This window comes from Vibrio sp. 10N.261.54.E10, assembly GCF_002877735.2.
GTDB classification, from domain to species: domain Bacteria; phylum Pseudomonadota; class Gammaproteobacteria; order Enterobacterales; family Vibrionaceae; genus Vibrio; species Vibrio crassostreae_C.
Genome location: NZ_MCXE02000001.1, coordinates 2,051,336 through 2,064,942, shown reverse-complemented (window position 1 = coordinate 2,064,942; position 13,607 = coordinate 2,051,336). Strand labels below are relative to the sequence as shown.

Annotated in this window: 14 protein-coding genes; 11 read left to right on the top strand and 3 right to left on the bottom strand. The window is 45.3% G+C overall.

The genetic code is table 11. From position 1 onward, the window contains the following. Positions 1 to 38: 38 nt before the first annotated feature. The 7 genes from BCU07_RS08975 (at position 39) to rnd (ending at position 7,665) form a co-directional block, all read left to right on the top strand. Positions 39 to 1,967, top strand: a complete 1,929-nt coding sequence (locus BCU07_RS08975; RefSeq protein WP_017063417.1) for an ATP-dependent DNA helicase — start codon at positions 39 to 41, stop codon at positions 1,965 to 1,967. Between the two features lie 59 nt (positions 1,968 to 2,026). Further along, positions 2,027 to 2,728, top strand: a complete 702-nt coding sequence (tsaB, locus tag BCU07_RS08970) for a tRNA (adenosine(37)-N6)-threonylcarbamoyltransferase complex dimerization subunit type 1 TsaB (protein WP_017062379.1) — start codon at positions 2,027 to 2,029, stop codon at positions 2,726 to 2,728. 72 nt (positions 2,729 to 2,800) lie between these two features. Then, positions 2,801 to 3,106 (top strand): hypothetical protein, encoded by a 306-nt coding sequence (locus BCU07_RS08965; protein WP_017062378.1) that lies wholly within the window; start codon positions 2,801 to 2,803, stop codon positions 3,104 to 3,106. Positions 3,107 to 3,141: 35 nt separating this feature from the next. Then, positions 3,142 to 3,702, top strand: coding sequence for a Slp family lipoprotein (locus tag BCU07_RS08960; protein ID WP_017067373.1), 561 nt, complete (start codon positions 3,142 to 3,144; stop codon positions 3,700 to 3,702). A gap of 48 nt (positions 3,703 to 3,750) precedes the next feature. Next, positions 3,751 to 4,602, top strand: coding sequence for an alpha/beta fold hydrolase (locus BCU07_RS08955; RefSeq protein WP_102332536.1), 852 nt, complete (start codon positions 3,751 to 3,753; stop codon positions 4,600 to 4,602). 106 nt (positions 4,603 to 4,708) lie between these two features. Beyond that, positions 4,709 to 6,403: a long-chain-fatty-acid--CoA ligase FadD gene (fadD, locus tag BCU07_RS08950; RefSeq protein ID WP_017062375.1), complete on the top strand. Its 1,695-nt coding sequence runs from the start codon at positions 4,709 to 4,711 to the stop codon at positions 6,401 to 6,403. A 143-nt stretch (positions 6,404 to 6,546) separates the two neighbouring features. Beyond that, on the top strand, positions 6,547 to 7,665 hold the full coding sequence (gene rnd, locus BCU07_RS08945) for a ribonuclease D (protein ID WP_017062374.1): 1,119 nt from the start codon (positions 6,547 to 6,549) through the stop codon (positions 7,663 to 7,665). A 129-nt stretch (positions 7,666 to 7,794) separates the two neighbouring features. Here the strand turns inward: rnd and minE are convergent, their stop codons facing one another. The 3 genes from minE to minC are packed head-to-tail and all read right to left on the bottom strand — an operon-like array spanning position 7,795 to position 9,561. After that, on the bottom strand, positions 7,795 to 8,058 hold the full coding sequence (gene minE, locus BCU07_RS08940) for a cell division topological specificity factor MinE (RefSeq protein WP_010436847.1): 264 nt from the start codon (positions 8,056 to 8,058) through the stop codon (positions 7,795 to 7,797). 6 nt (positions 8,059 to 8,064) lie between these two features. After that, on the bottom strand, positions 8,065 to 8,877 hold the full coding sequence (minD, locus tag BCU07_RS08935; RefSeq protein WP_009848498.1) for a septum site-determining protein MinD: 813 nt from the start codon (positions 8,875 to 8,877) through the stop codon (positions 8,065 to 8,067). 21 nt (positions 8,878 to 8,898) lie between these two features. Next, positions 8,899 to 9,561 (bottom strand): septum site-determining protein MinC, encoded by a 663-nt coding sequence (gene minC, locus BCU07_RS08930; RefSeq protein WP_017063419.1) that lies wholly within the window; start codon positions 9,559 to 9,561, stop codon positions 8,899 to 8,901. Between the two features lie 219 nt (positions 9,562 to 9,780). On the opposite strand from minC, the gene BCU07_RS08925 reads away from it, so the two are divergent. From BCU07_RS08925 to BCU07_RS08910, 4 genes are all read left to right on the top strand, one after another. Next, complete coding sequence (locus tag BCU07_RS08925) at positions 9,781 to 10,071, top strand: YcgL domain-containing protein (RefSeq protein WP_017062372.1); 291 nt, start codon at positions 9,781 to 9,783, stop codon at positions 10,069 to 10,071. Positions 10,072 to 10,101: 30 nt separating this feature from the next. Continuing rightward, positions 10,102 to 11,100, top strand: coding sequence for a lytic transglycosylase domain-containing protein (locus BCU07_RS08920; protein WP_102428816.1), 999 nt, complete (start codon positions 10,102 to 10,104; stop codon positions 11,098 to 11,100). A 135-nt stretch (positions 11,101 to 11,235) separates the two neighbouring features. Beyond that, positions 11,236 to 12,156 carry a LysR family transcriptional regulator gene (locus tag BCU07_RS08915; RefSeq protein ID WP_017063421.1) on the top strand — a complete coding sequence of 307 codons (921 nt, stop codon included), beginning with the start codon at positions 11,236 to 11,238 and terminating at the stop codon, positions 12,154 to 12,156. A gap of 205 nt (positions 12,157 to 12,361) precedes the next feature. After that, positions 12,362 to 13,561: a NupC/NupG family nucleoside CNT transporter gene (locus BCU07_RS08910; protein ID WP_017063422.1), complete on the top strand. Its 1,200-nt coding sequence runs from the start codon at positions 12,362 to 12,364 to the stop codon at positions 13,559 to 13,561. The last annotated feature ends 46 nt before the right edge of the window (positions 13,562 to 13,607 follow it).

Below are 13,607 nucleotides of genomic sequence, written 5' to 3'. Positions count from 1 at the left end.
CCATAATTCTCCTTCTCTTTTTCTAAACTTCGTACTCTATGATATCTAAAACGTTTTCTGCTGATGGCGCTCTGGGCAAAGCTATCCCTGGGTTTCAACCAAGACAAGCTCAGTTAGACATGGCTGAAGCGGTTTCACAAGCTATTGAAAATCAAAGCCAGTTGGTTGTTGAGGCTGGAACAGGTACTGGTAAGACGTTTGCTTACCTAGTGCCTGCGCTGCTTAGTGGCAAGAAAACCATCATTAGTACGGGGTCTAAAAACCTTCAAGAACAGCTGTTTCACCGAGATTTACCCTTGATGGTCGATGCGCTTGGCTTTTATGGTCAAGTTGCGTTGCTCAAAGGACGTTCAAACTATTTGTGTTTGGACAGACTCAGCCGCCAAATGATCGAGAGTCATGGTGCTCATACCGATCCAACGCTGCTGGCTCAGTTAGTCAAAGTTCGTAGTTGGTCGTCATCCACTCAAACGGGTGATTTAGGCGATTGTGATGATATCGCTGAAGACAGCCCGGTTATTCCAACCATTACCTCGACCAATGATAATTGCTTGGGTAAAGAGTGCCCAAGCTATACCGATTGCTTTGTGCTTAAAGCGCGTAAAAAAGCGATGGATTCCGATGTGGTGGTCGTAAACCACCACCTTTTCCTAGCTGATTTGGCGATCAAAGAAACCGGATTTGGCGAATTGATACCTGAAGCTGACGTGTTTATTTTCGATGAAGCACATCAACTTCCTGACATCGCCAGCCAGTACTTCGGACAATCGGTTTCCAGTCGACAGATCCAAGAGTTAGCCAAAGACATTGAAATTGCTTACCGAACTGAAGCCAAAGACATGCGTCAGCTACAGAAAGTAGGGGATAGGCTCGTTCAATCGTCAGCCGATCTGCGTATTGTGCTTGGTGATACCGGCTTTCGTGGTAACTGGCGCGAAGCTTTGAAATCCGAGTCGATTGCACGCGAGTTAGTTCGTTTGCAAGATGCTCTGCAACTTGCTGTTGATGTATTGAAGTTAGCACTTGGGCGAAGCCAGCTGTTAGATACCGCTTTCGAACGCGCAAATATGATTAAGTCGCGTATCGAACGTGTGTGCGATGTGTCGATCACTGGCTATTCGTATTGGTATGACACTACACCGCGCCACTTTGCTCTGCATATCACACCGCTTTCTGTCGCCGATAAATTCCACGAACAGATTGAGCTGAAGCCGGGCGCATGGGTGTTTACCTCAGCAACCTTGGCGGTGTCGGATGATTTCGAACACTTTACTTCTCGATTAGGGTTAAAACCGTCGGCACAGTTTTCACTGCCGAGCCCGTTTGATTATCCGAATCAAGCGCGCTTGTGTGTGCCTCGTTATCTTCCAGAACCGAATAGCCCCGGTCTCGCGGATAAGCTAGTAAGAATGCTGACTCCTGTGATTGAGCAAAACCAAGGCCGCTGTTTCTTCTTGTGTACTTCACACAGCATGATGAAAGAGTTGGGGGAGCGATTCCGTGAAACCCTCTCGGTTCCCGTTCTATTGCAAGGTGAGACAAGTAAGCAAAAAACCTTAGCCGAATTCATGGAATTAGGTAACGCATTGCTGGTGGCTACAGGTGCTTTCTGGGAGGGGATAGATGTTAGGGGCGACGCATTAAGCTGTGTTATCATCGATAAATTGCCCTTTACAGCCCCTGATGACCCTTTACTTAAGGCTCGAATCGAGGACTGTAAGCTAAAAGGGGGTGATCCTTTTGCACAAGTACAGTTGCCAGACGCTGTGATTACCTTGAAACAAGGTGTCGGCCGATTGATACGTGACAAGCGCGATAATGGTGCTTTGATTATTTGCGATAACCGATTGGTGACTCGCGATTACGGTGGCATATTTTTGGCGAGTTTACCGCCTATCCCTCGTACACGTGACTTAGGGGTCATTAAAGAATTCTTAGCTAAAGACCATTCAACCGCTGCTGAGTAATTGGCATTGTTGAGTTTAGCCATTATTTTTAGATTAGATAACGAATATTTGAGACACAAATGAGCGCGAAAATTCTTGCAGTAGATACCGCAACTGAAAACTGTTCAGTTGCATTAGTAATTGGTGACCAGGTGTTCGCACGTAGCGAAGAGGCTCCTCGAGACCATACGAAGAAAATTCTACCTATGGTGGATGAAGTACTGAAAGAAGCGAATGTCGCTTTAACCGATATCGATGCTATCGCGTTTGGCCAAGGCCCAGGCAGTTTCACGGGTGTGCGTATTGGTATTGGTATTGCTCAGGGCTTGGCTTTTGGTGCGGATTTACCAATGATTGGTGTCTCTACACTGGCAGCGATGGCGCAAGGCAGCTACCGTAAATTTGGTGAAACTCATGTAGCAACAGCGATTGATGCGCGTATGAGCGAAGTGTACTGGGCTCGTTACAGCCGCGAACAAGATGGTCGTTGGACTGCGGTTGATGCCGAATGTGTAACGCCACCAAGTGAACTGGCTGCGCAGTTAGAAGCAGATTCTGAAATATGGGCGAAAGTCGGTACCGGCTGGGAAGCTTATGCCGAGCATATGGATACACTTGCGATCAACACCAAAGCGTGTGAAGTGCTATTCCCAGAAGCTCAAGATATGGCGTTCCTTGCTCAATTTGCTTACGCAGAAGGTAAAGCGGTTGCAGCAGAAGAATCTGAGCCAGTTTATCTTCGTGACAAAGTGACTTGGAAGAAACTGCCAGGTCGCGAATAATTTTTACAAGGTTCTGATGCAAATTAGGTCTAAATGCGTATTATTTAGATTTGAGAGGGCAGATATTTAGTCATGGTATCAATTAACAACTTACCTCCTTCTTCGATAGGCAGCACGTCTAAGCCGAATCGAATTAAAAAGAAGGAGCAGGCAAAAAAATCTGATGCTAGCACTGCGGTTGGGCAACCGACTAAGGTCGCTAATGCTGTTTCTCACTCTATTCGTCAAGTTAAAGAGTCTGAACTACACAAGGCTCAAATCCAGTATGATCTTCCAGAAGGCCGAGGACGTAAGGCTATGGAAGAGTATATGGATGTAATGAATCAGGCGAAGAAAGAAGAACTTGCAAAGCTTATCGGTGTCGATATCTACATCTAGAGCTTCTTATTAATGCCTGTTTAAGGACCAGAACCATGTCAAATTATCTCTCTAAATTACGCTTAATAGCCCTTTCTCTTGGTGTCTTGGTACTTGCCGGGTGTTCATCACTTCCTAGCGAACTTGAAGCAAAATCAGAGCCTGTAATTAGTGATTACCAACAGTGGGTCGACCAACTACCGGAGGCGAAAAGTGTTCGATTGGGTGGCGTTATCTCTAAAGTAACCAACTTGAAAGATAAGACTCGAATCGAAGTTGCTAATATGCCGATTTCGAGTAGCGGTAAGCCAGACCTAGACGCAGAGCCAAGCGGACGTTTTGTTGGTTATATTGAAGGGTATGTTGAGCCTCTAAGTTTTGCAGAAGGCCGTCTGATTACACTGGTTGGTCAGTCAAGCGGAAGTGAAGATGGGAAAATAGGGGAATACCCTTACATCTTCCCTGTGATGAAAGTGGACAACCAACGACTGTGGAACATCACTGAGCGTGTTGTTGTTAACGATTTTGCACCAACCTACTACTCGTGCAGAAGTTTACATTGTCGCAGTTTTCAAACGATGCCAAGACAAGGTCGAGTGATACAGGACGTAGAGTAATTAACTTTTTAGACGTTGATTGCGCAAACAGATGGAACTAAGTGTTTGATGATTGAAAAGTCATACTCCCTTGCTAGCGGGACGCTTGCAACACAACAGATTGGCAACCCACAAACGACCGCAACGACGGTCGTTTTTATTCATGGGTGGTTGGATAATTCGTCCAGCTTTAATCCGGTTATGCAGCAAGTCGCCAAGTTTGCGCCCAATGCTCACCTTGTTGCTATCGATCTCTTCGGACACGGCTTCTCGTCGCACAAATCGGGAAGTTACTACCCATTTCATGATTATATTGATGACTTGCATCAGTTGGTGACTAAATTATCGCCAAACAGACTGGTACTGGTAGGACATTCACTTGGTGCATTGATAGCAAGTTGCTATAGTGCCGCCTTTCCTGAAAAGGTGTCAGGATTAATTCAAATTGAAGGTCACGGACCTCTTTCTGAAGCTCCCCACGAAACAGTCTCTCGCTTGAGGGATGGGGTACTCAGTCGTCTTCGACAGCGAAGAAAGCCTTCACGTCCTTTGGCAAGCCTTGAGGATGCTATTAAGCTGAGAGCTCACGCCAACCAAATTAATGCTGAATTAATCGCTCCTATTGTTGAGCGAGGTATTGTCGAGTTCGAGAACTCTTGGCAATGGCGATGCGACCCTAATCTAAAATGTGACTCGTTATATCGAATGTCACAGGCGCACGCTGAAGCGATTATGGCGGCTATTGAATGCCCTCAATTAATAATCCTAGGGAATGGTGGATTCCGACATTTGCAGCATAATCGCTACAAATCAGTGCATAGTCCTCTGCATATAGAGACTGTTCCTGGCGGACATCATTGTCACTTAGAGAGCCCAGAGTTAGTTTCAGAGCTAATTCTTGGTGTAGTTAACAAAATTTAAACAAGTGTTTGAGCCTTTTAGTGCTCATGCACTAAAGCTGTGCTGTAATACCGCAATGATAAAAAGCGGCGAAGCAGTCGTCAGCTGATAAACGAGGAGTAACATCGTGGATAAACCTTGGCTTTCACGTTATCCAAGTGACGTACCAGAAACGATCAATCCAGATCAGTACCCATCTCTTGTAGAAATGTTTGAACAGTCGGTACAGAAGTACGCGGACCAACCTGCATTCGAGAACATGGGCTCGATTATGACATTCCGTAAGCTTGAAGAGCGCAGCCGTGCTTTTGCCGCTTACCTACAGAATGACTTGAAACTGAAGAAGGGCGATCGCGTCGCGCTAATGATGCCAAACCTACTGCAATACCCAATTGCACTATTTGGTGTATTGCGTGCAGGTATGATTGCAGTGAACGTCAACCCACTGTACACACCTCGTGAGCTTGAACATCAACTGAACGATTCTGGTGCAAAGGCGATTGTTATCGTATCTAACTTTGCGAGCACGCTAGAGAAAGTCGTTGATAACACGCCGGTTAAACACGTTGTTCTAACTAGCCTAGGGCAAATGCTGCCACGCGCGAAAGGGACAATTGTCGACTTTGTAGTGAAATACGTAAAAGGCATGGTGCCTAAGTATGATCTGCCGGGTGCTATCTCATTCAGAAAAGCGCTGCACAAAGGTCGTCGTCTTCAATATGTGAAACCGTTCATGGCGGGTGATGACATCGCGTTCCTACAGTACACTGGTGGTACAACAGGTGTAGCGAAGGGCGCAATCCTAACGCACCGCAATATGATTGCGAACGTACTTCAAGCGAAAGGGGCTTACGGTCCTGTTCTGCAAGAAGGCCGCGAGTTGGTTGTAACGGCATTACCGCTTTACCACGTATTTGCACTGACGGTGAACTGCTTACTGTTTGTTGAGATGGGTGGTCGTAACCTTCTAATTACTAACCCTCGTGACATTCCTGGCTTTATTAAAGAGCTGCAAAAGGTTCCGTTTACCGCAATTACCGGCGTAAACACCTTGTTTAATGCGCTAGTTAATAACGAAGATTTCCACGAGTTGGATTTCAGTAACCTACGCCTATCTGTTGGCGGCGGCATGGCGGTTCAACGCGCTGTTGCTGAGCAATGGAAGAAAGCGACAGGCATTCACCTATTGGAAGGCTATGGCTTAACTGAGTGTTCACCACTGGTAACGGGTAACCCATACGACCTGAAAGACTACACAGGTGCTATCGGCCTACCAGTACCATCGACAGAAGTTCGTATTGTTGATGATGAAGGTAAGGTTATTGCTAATGACCAAGTAGGCGAGCTACAAGTTCGTGGCCCTCAAGTTATGCAAGGTTACTGGCAGCGCCCTGAAGCGACCAAAGAAGTGATCGATCAAGACGGTTGGTTATCGACAGGTGACATCGTTAAGTTTGATGACGAAGGCTTGTTGTACATCGTTGACCGTAAGAAGGACATGATTCTTGTATCAGGCTTCAACGTCTACCCGAACGAGATTGAAGACGTTGTGGCTCTGCATGGTAAAGTGCTTGAAGTAGCAGCTATCGGTCAACCTCATGAAGTGTCTGGTGAATTGGTTAAGATCTACGTTGTGAAGCGTGACCCTAGCCTGACCAAAGAAGACATTATCGCGCACTGTCGTGAGCACTTAACGGGTTACAAAATCCCTAAATTAGTCGAGTTCAGAGATGATCTTCCAAAGACTAACGTAGGTAAGATCTTACGCCGCGTACTGCGTGAAGAAAACGATGCAGAACTTGCGAAACGCGCTAGCGAATAATTAGCCCGTTTGCGCGAAAGTACTGCACCAAAACCATTGAGGCGCTTAATCTAAGCGAGCGCTGAAAAATGGTGTTAGAATGCCGACAGTTAATGTCGGCATTTTTGTATCCGGCGATCAAATAGAAACCTGTGAGAGTTTTTGTGGATTATCAAATCATTACCCAATTGAAAGACCTTGAGCGAGTTTGCCAACAAGCACGTGAAGCCGATGTCGTTATGCTTGATACGGAGTTCGTTCGTACTAGAACCTATTACCCTCAATTAGGCTTGATTCAGTTATTTGATGGTGAAACGCTGTCACTGATTGACCCTATTGCTCTTGATGACATGACACCGTTCGTTACCTTGTTGAAAGACGCATCAGTATTGAAAGTGCTGCACGCGTGCGGTGAAGATTTGGAAGTGTTCCAGAACGCATTTGGCTGTACACCAACACCAATGGTTGATACACAGATCATGGCGGCTTTCTTAGGTCATGGTTTATCAACGGGCTTTGCTGCTCTGGTTTCAGAGTTTGTCGGTGTCGATCTCGATAAGAGTGAATCTCGCACAGACTGGCTAGCGCGTCCGCTTTCTCAAAAACAATTGGACTACGCAGCAGCAGACGTGCATTACCTAATGCCAATGTACAACAAGCTTCTAGAAAAAGTGATGGAAGCTGGCTGGTGGGAAGCGGCTCAGCAAGAGTCTGATTTACAAGTTGCCAAGCGCATTCGTAAAGTAAACCCAGATACAGCCTACCTTGATATTAAAGGGGCGTGGCAGCTTAAACCTAAGCAATTAGCGATCTTACGACCTCTAGCAACTTGGCGTCTAAAAGAAGCAATCAAGCGCGATTTAGCGCTGAACTTTGTCTTCAAAGAACAAGACCTATGGGCTGTGGCGCGTTTTGCGATGAAAGATCCCAAGCACATGGAGCAAGAGGGTTTTGATTACCGCTCTGTGCGTCGCCATGGTGCGAAGATCAGCTCAATTGTTAAGTTAGCTGAACATACACCAGAAGAAGAGTACCCAGCACCAGTAGAACGTCTAATGGACTTCCCTGGCTACAAGCAACTCTTCAAAGTGCTGAAAGATGAAGTGAAAACAGCATCACAACACAGTGGTTTGGCGACGGAATTCTTGGCATCGAAGAAGCAACTTAACCAAATGTTAAGCTGGGTGTGGAAGCACGATCGTAACCCAGAAAAGCTGCCTGATGTTATGCAAGGCTGGCGTTTAGATGTGGTTGGCGAAAAGCTGAGTAAAGCGATCAAATAACCGCTTGCTGCTTTAAAGCCTAACTTAGTTACAGTTATAAACTGCAGATACAAAAAAGAGAGCCTAGGCTCTCTTTTTTATTCAATCAATACAAGCAAGTGTATTACCTGCCAATCTTGTTCAGAAAGATTATCGATCTTCTTCTGGAAGCTTAACATTCAACTCTAACACTGAGATGTCGTCATCTTTGTGTTCAAAAGTCAGATCAACCATTGATGGATCGACCTCAACGTACTTGGCAATACACTTCAAGATGTCTTCTTTTAGTTGCGGCAGGTAAGACGGCGCTGGGTCGTCATGGCTGCGTCGTTCGGCAACAATGATCTGCAAACGTTCTTTGGCTAGGTTTGCGGTTGTCTTTTTCTGTGGTCTAAAAAACTCTAATAATGACATTGTGCATTAGCCCCCGAACAGTCGTTTGAAGATGCCTTTCTTCTGTTCCGTTAAGAAGCGGAAGTCAACTTGGCTACCCAGTAGTCGCTCTACAGTATCATTGTAAGCCATACCTGCGTCGGTTGCTTCGTCAAAGATAACTGGAACACCCTTGTTCGATGCGTTCAGTACCGCTTGGCTCTCTGGAATTACACCCAGTAGAGAGATGTGCAGGATTTCTTCAACGTCTTCAACACTGAGCATCTCACCTTGAGTTACACGTGCTGGGTTGTAACGAGTCAATAGAAGGTGTGTTTTCACTGGCTCTAAGCCGTCTTCAGAACGACGAGATTTAGAGTCAAGAATACCTAGAATACGGTCTGAATCGCGTACTGAAGAGACTTCTGGGTTGGTGGTTACAATCGCTTCATCAGCGAAGTACAACGCCATAAGAGCGCCTTGTTCGATACCCGCAGGAGAATCACAGATGATGAAATCAAAGCCCATTTCATCCAGTTCATCAAATACACGACGAACACCATCTTTTGTTAGTGCGTCTTTATCACGAGTTTGAGAAGCAGGAAGAATGAACAGGTTCTCTGTGCGCTTGTCTTTGATCATCGCTTGGTTCAGCGTCGCTTCACCATTGATAACATTAACGAAGTCGTACACAACACGACGCTCACAACCCATGATTAAATCTAGGTTACGCAGACCGATATCAAAGTCGATAACTGCGGTTTTCTTTCCTTTTAAAGCCAGACCCGAGGCAATAGCTGCACTGGAGGTCGTTTTGCCTACCCCGCCTTTACCTGACGTTACAACGATAATGCGTGCCATTCTGTTTTCCTTTTATTTCTCTTATATTGCGAGGACATCAACGTGTAATACATCGTTTGCCATACTGAACATGGTTTTCTTCTGCCAGTACTCGCTTTCAATTTGATCGCTGAGCCAGTAATTTCCAGCAATGGAAACCAGCTCGGCTTGTAAGTCATTACAAATTATTTTTGCTTCAGTTTGACCACTTGCACCTGCAATCGCACGGCCGCGTAAAGTGCCATGAATATGGATGCTGCCATCGGCAATCACTTCCGCGCCTGCACTCACATGGCTGAGTATCAATAGATCGCCATCTTTCGCATAAACCTGCTGACCAGAACGAATAGGGGTTCTAATCACTTTGATTGGTGCCATTTTCGCTGGAGCTTGAGATGGCGACTTGCTTGCCGTCATCACTGCAAAACCGGCTTCTTTAGCGAGGTTTTGCATTCGCTTATCAGAACAGCCTGCCACACCAACCGGGATCATGCCCGCTTGAGATATACCATTTTTAAGTTGCACAAAATCGATATCGCCCGCGACTTTACTGATGTTGATAACAACAGGTGCGGCAGCGAAAAACGTAGGTGCTTGGTCTACTTTCTCTTGAAGAAAAGAGACTGCATTTTCGACTTGATCATCGGATAAGTGCAAAACAGATAGCGTAAAGCTGCTACCTTTTAGATCTGGGTTACTAGACATCGAAAAACTACAGGACCTCAATAGCGGATTAGTACAATTTCTTTATCAATAAAATAAAGGGCATTGCCTGAAACTAGGTTTATCATGTTATATTCCCAAACCAAGCACAGCAAGTAATCTTGTTGTCAAATGGACGTTTTGTTCCCAATATTTCCCTAACATAAACTATTGATCTCGCAAGTGAGAGTTTTGTAGTCATAATCAATTAAAAGGTTTGTCATGCTGTGTTCTATATATAAAAGCTCAAAGAAAGAAGGAACATACCTTTATATCCCTAAGAAGGATGATTTTTCACAAGTTCCTGACGCATTGATGCAAATGTTTGGTAAACCTAGTTTTGTAATGGTAATTAAAATGGATGGCCGTAAACTGGCTCAAGTAAACATCGAAAAAGTGAAAGAATCACTGAATACCGATGGTTTCTTTTTACAGGTTCCGCCACCACCAGTTAACGAACTTGAGCTTCATAAAGAGCGTAAAGCTCAACAGAAATCTCAAGACGAAGAGTGATAGCCACCTCAATTCAAGGAGGAGTGATCGTTGAGTAAATTTTCGAAAACCATATTGGCTGTGTCGGCATTACTATTGGGTAATAGCCTGACCATAAGTTCAATACAAGCTGAAGAACTGAGCTTCGAGCAATATGTAGAAAAACTAAAACAACAAGGCCGTGAAGAAGGCATCTCTGAAGCGATCATTGATGAAGCCTTTGATGGTGTAACGTTTAAGCCAAGAGCGGTAAAAGCCGACAAAAACCAACCTGAGAAAAAACTGACTCTGGATGAATACATTCCACGAGCGGTTCCAGATTGGAAAGTGAAGCAAGCAAGGTCACTCTACAAGGAGCATTACACCGCGTTAAAGCGTATTGGTGATGAATATGGTGTTCAACCAAGATTCATTGTCGCGCTATGGGGCGTTGAGAGTAATTTTGGTAAGTTCACGGGCAATTACAGCGTTATCGACGCCCTAACGACCATGGCTTATGAAGGACGCCGAGAAGCTTTCTTCCGTAGCGAAGCGATGGCGGCATTGAAGATTCTTGATCAAGGCCATATTGCACCAAAAGAGATGAAAGGCTCTTGGGCTGGTGCGATGGGTCAACCTCAGTTTATGCCAAGCTCATTCTTAGCTTACGCCGCTGATGGCAGTGGTGATGGCAAGAAAGACATTTGGGGCACTGAAGAAGACGTATTTGCTTCGGCGGCCAATTATCTCAGCCAATCAGGGTGGGATGACAAATATACTTGGGGTCGTCAGGTTCATGTTCCGTCAACTGTGTCGATCGATTTACAAGGTCGAGACGAAGACAAAGCGAAATACTTAAAAGAGTGGTCTGAACTCGGTATTAAACGCTATGACGATCGCCCACTGCCAACACTTGATGAAGACATTAAAGCTTGGTTAATCATGCCGGATGATGAAACCGGACGTTCGTACCTCATTTATAACAACTACAATGTGTTAATGAAGTGGAATCGTTCTTACTACTTTGCTTTGGCAGTAAGCCATCTAGCCGACAGAATTAAGTTTGATTAACAGACCTAAGTCGCTTTGAATAGCATTTGGCCTACCATAGGCAGAACGAACTAATGGACTCTTCGGAGTCCTTTTTGATTTTATATTTCAGAGATTTAATAAGGTGATCTTGTGCTAACAGATAGAGCTGCACAGATGGTGATATTCCATGCGCTGATCAAGCACGAAGGCTTTACCAGTGCTGCAAAAAGCTTGAACGTTTCGGTGTCCCATATCAGTAAGCAAGTCGCTTTGCTTGAAGACTCTATAGGCATCAAGCTGGTGCAAAGGACAACACGAAGCTTAACGCTGACTGAAGCGGGAGACGTGTTCTATCAACATTGTGAGCAGCTGTTTAACACGGTGAAAGCAGCTCAGATGGATATGGACAGCCAGCGCGATGATATCTCTGGAATACTACGCGTCGGGTTGTCGCAGTCATTTGGCACACTCCATATCATTCCGGCGATTGATCAACTCAGACAGCTTTATCCTCAATTGAGAATCGAGGTCCACTTGTTCGACTATAAGGTGGACATGATTGAAGAGCGATTGGATCTCTGGATCACCAACAATGAAGACTTGCCTGAAGGTTACATTGCGCAGCGTTTAGCAGACAGCCAGTTTGTGGTGGCTGCGTCACCGGATTATCTGATTAAGGCCGGGACGCCACATGTACCTTCCGATTTGATTGACCATAACTGTCTTATCTATCGCAGCCGTGAACGAGATTACACATCGTGGGCGTTTGATAACGGGCAAGAAAACCTCAGCGTCAAAGTCGCGGGCGATTACTCAGTCGATTTGGCTGAGGCAGTGCGAGACGCGGCAGTATCAGGGTGGGGTGTTGCTTATTTGGCGACTTACTTAGTGAAAGAAGAGTTTAGAACGGGCAAGCTCATTCAAGTATTGCCAGAGTGGAGAGCTAGTCAGCTGATGCCATTTTATGCCGTTTACCCAAGCCGAAAGAACATGCCTAAGAAGCTTTCAGCTGTGATTGAGTTCATCAAAGATCATATTGGGTCGCCGACGTATTGGGACAAAAACCTCAAAACTTGCGTTGAACTGCATCGTTAACTGTTTCCTAATCTATAAATATAATTTCCATATGGAAAAAGTACGCTTTTTAATCAAAGTTAATTATTAAAATTCAATAACTTAATTATACTCATAGTTAAATCGTGATTACCCCAACATCACATTAACAACCTCAGCTTGCCGCAAACGATTTCCTCTATAGAATGCGTCGCCTTTCCTACCTACAACTTTTAGGTTGACGCACATGGCTTCCCTACTTGGAATTATCACTATTTTAGTTGCCGCTTGGTTACTATCTACGGACAGAAAAAATATTCCACTAAGAACAGTCTCTTTGGCTTTCTTATTACAAATCTCATTCGCGCTATTGGTTCTGTATGTACCAATGGGTAAAGAAGCGTTGAATGCAGCCACGGGTGCGGTATCTAGCTTGATCAACTACGGTCAAGAGGGGATTAACTTCCTATTTGGTGGCCTAACTAATAACGGATTTGTTTTCGCGATTAATGTTCTTGGCATCATTATCTTTTTCTCTGCACTGATTTCAGGCTTGTACCACATCGGCTTTATGCCAAAGGTGATCAACCTTATTGGTGGTGCGCTACAGAAGTTCTTGGGCACAGGTCGTGCGGAATCATTGTCTGCGACTGCCAATATCTTTGTCGGCATGATTGAAGCGCCATTGGTGGTTAAGCCTTACTTAAAACACATGACAGATTCACAACTGTTTGCTGTGATGGTGTGTGGTTTGGCGTCTGTAGCTGGTGGTACGCTAGTGGGTTATGCATCGCTTGGCGTTGACCTAAACTTCCTGATCGCTGCGGCATTCATGTCTGCACCAGCCGGCCTATTGATGGCTAAAATCTTAGTACCTGGCAGCCCAAATGACGCTCAAGAAAATATTGAGTCTGATGTAGAAATTCCACGAGCAACAAACGTAGTTGAGGCGATGGCAGATGGGGCTATGTCTGGACTTCGTATTGCCGTTGCGGTGGGTGCAACACTTCTTGCCTTTATCAGTGTGATTGCAATGCTGAATGGCTTGCTAGGTATCGTTGGCGGCTGGTTTGGCGTAAACCTAAGCTTCGAACTTATCCTAGGTTATGTGTTTGCACCCGTTGCATGGCTGATCGGTGTACCGTGGTCTGAGGCTGTGGTTGCGGGCTCATTGATCGGTAACAAGATTGTCGTGAACGAGTTCGTGGCTTTCATCCAACTAATGGATGCTAAAGAGGCACTAAGTGAGCACTCGCAAGCGATCGTAACTTTCGCTCTATGTGGCTTTGCTAACATCTCTACCATGGCGATTCTTATCGGTGGCTTAGGTAGCTTGGTACCAGAGCGTCGCTCTTTCATCTCACAATACGGCTTTAAAGCGATTTGTGCAGGTGTGTTTGCTAACCTAATGAGTGCCGCGATTGCTGGCGTGGTACTTTCACTGTAAGTACCTAGTTTAATCATTAAGCACCGAGTGGATGAGTCAGTCACTT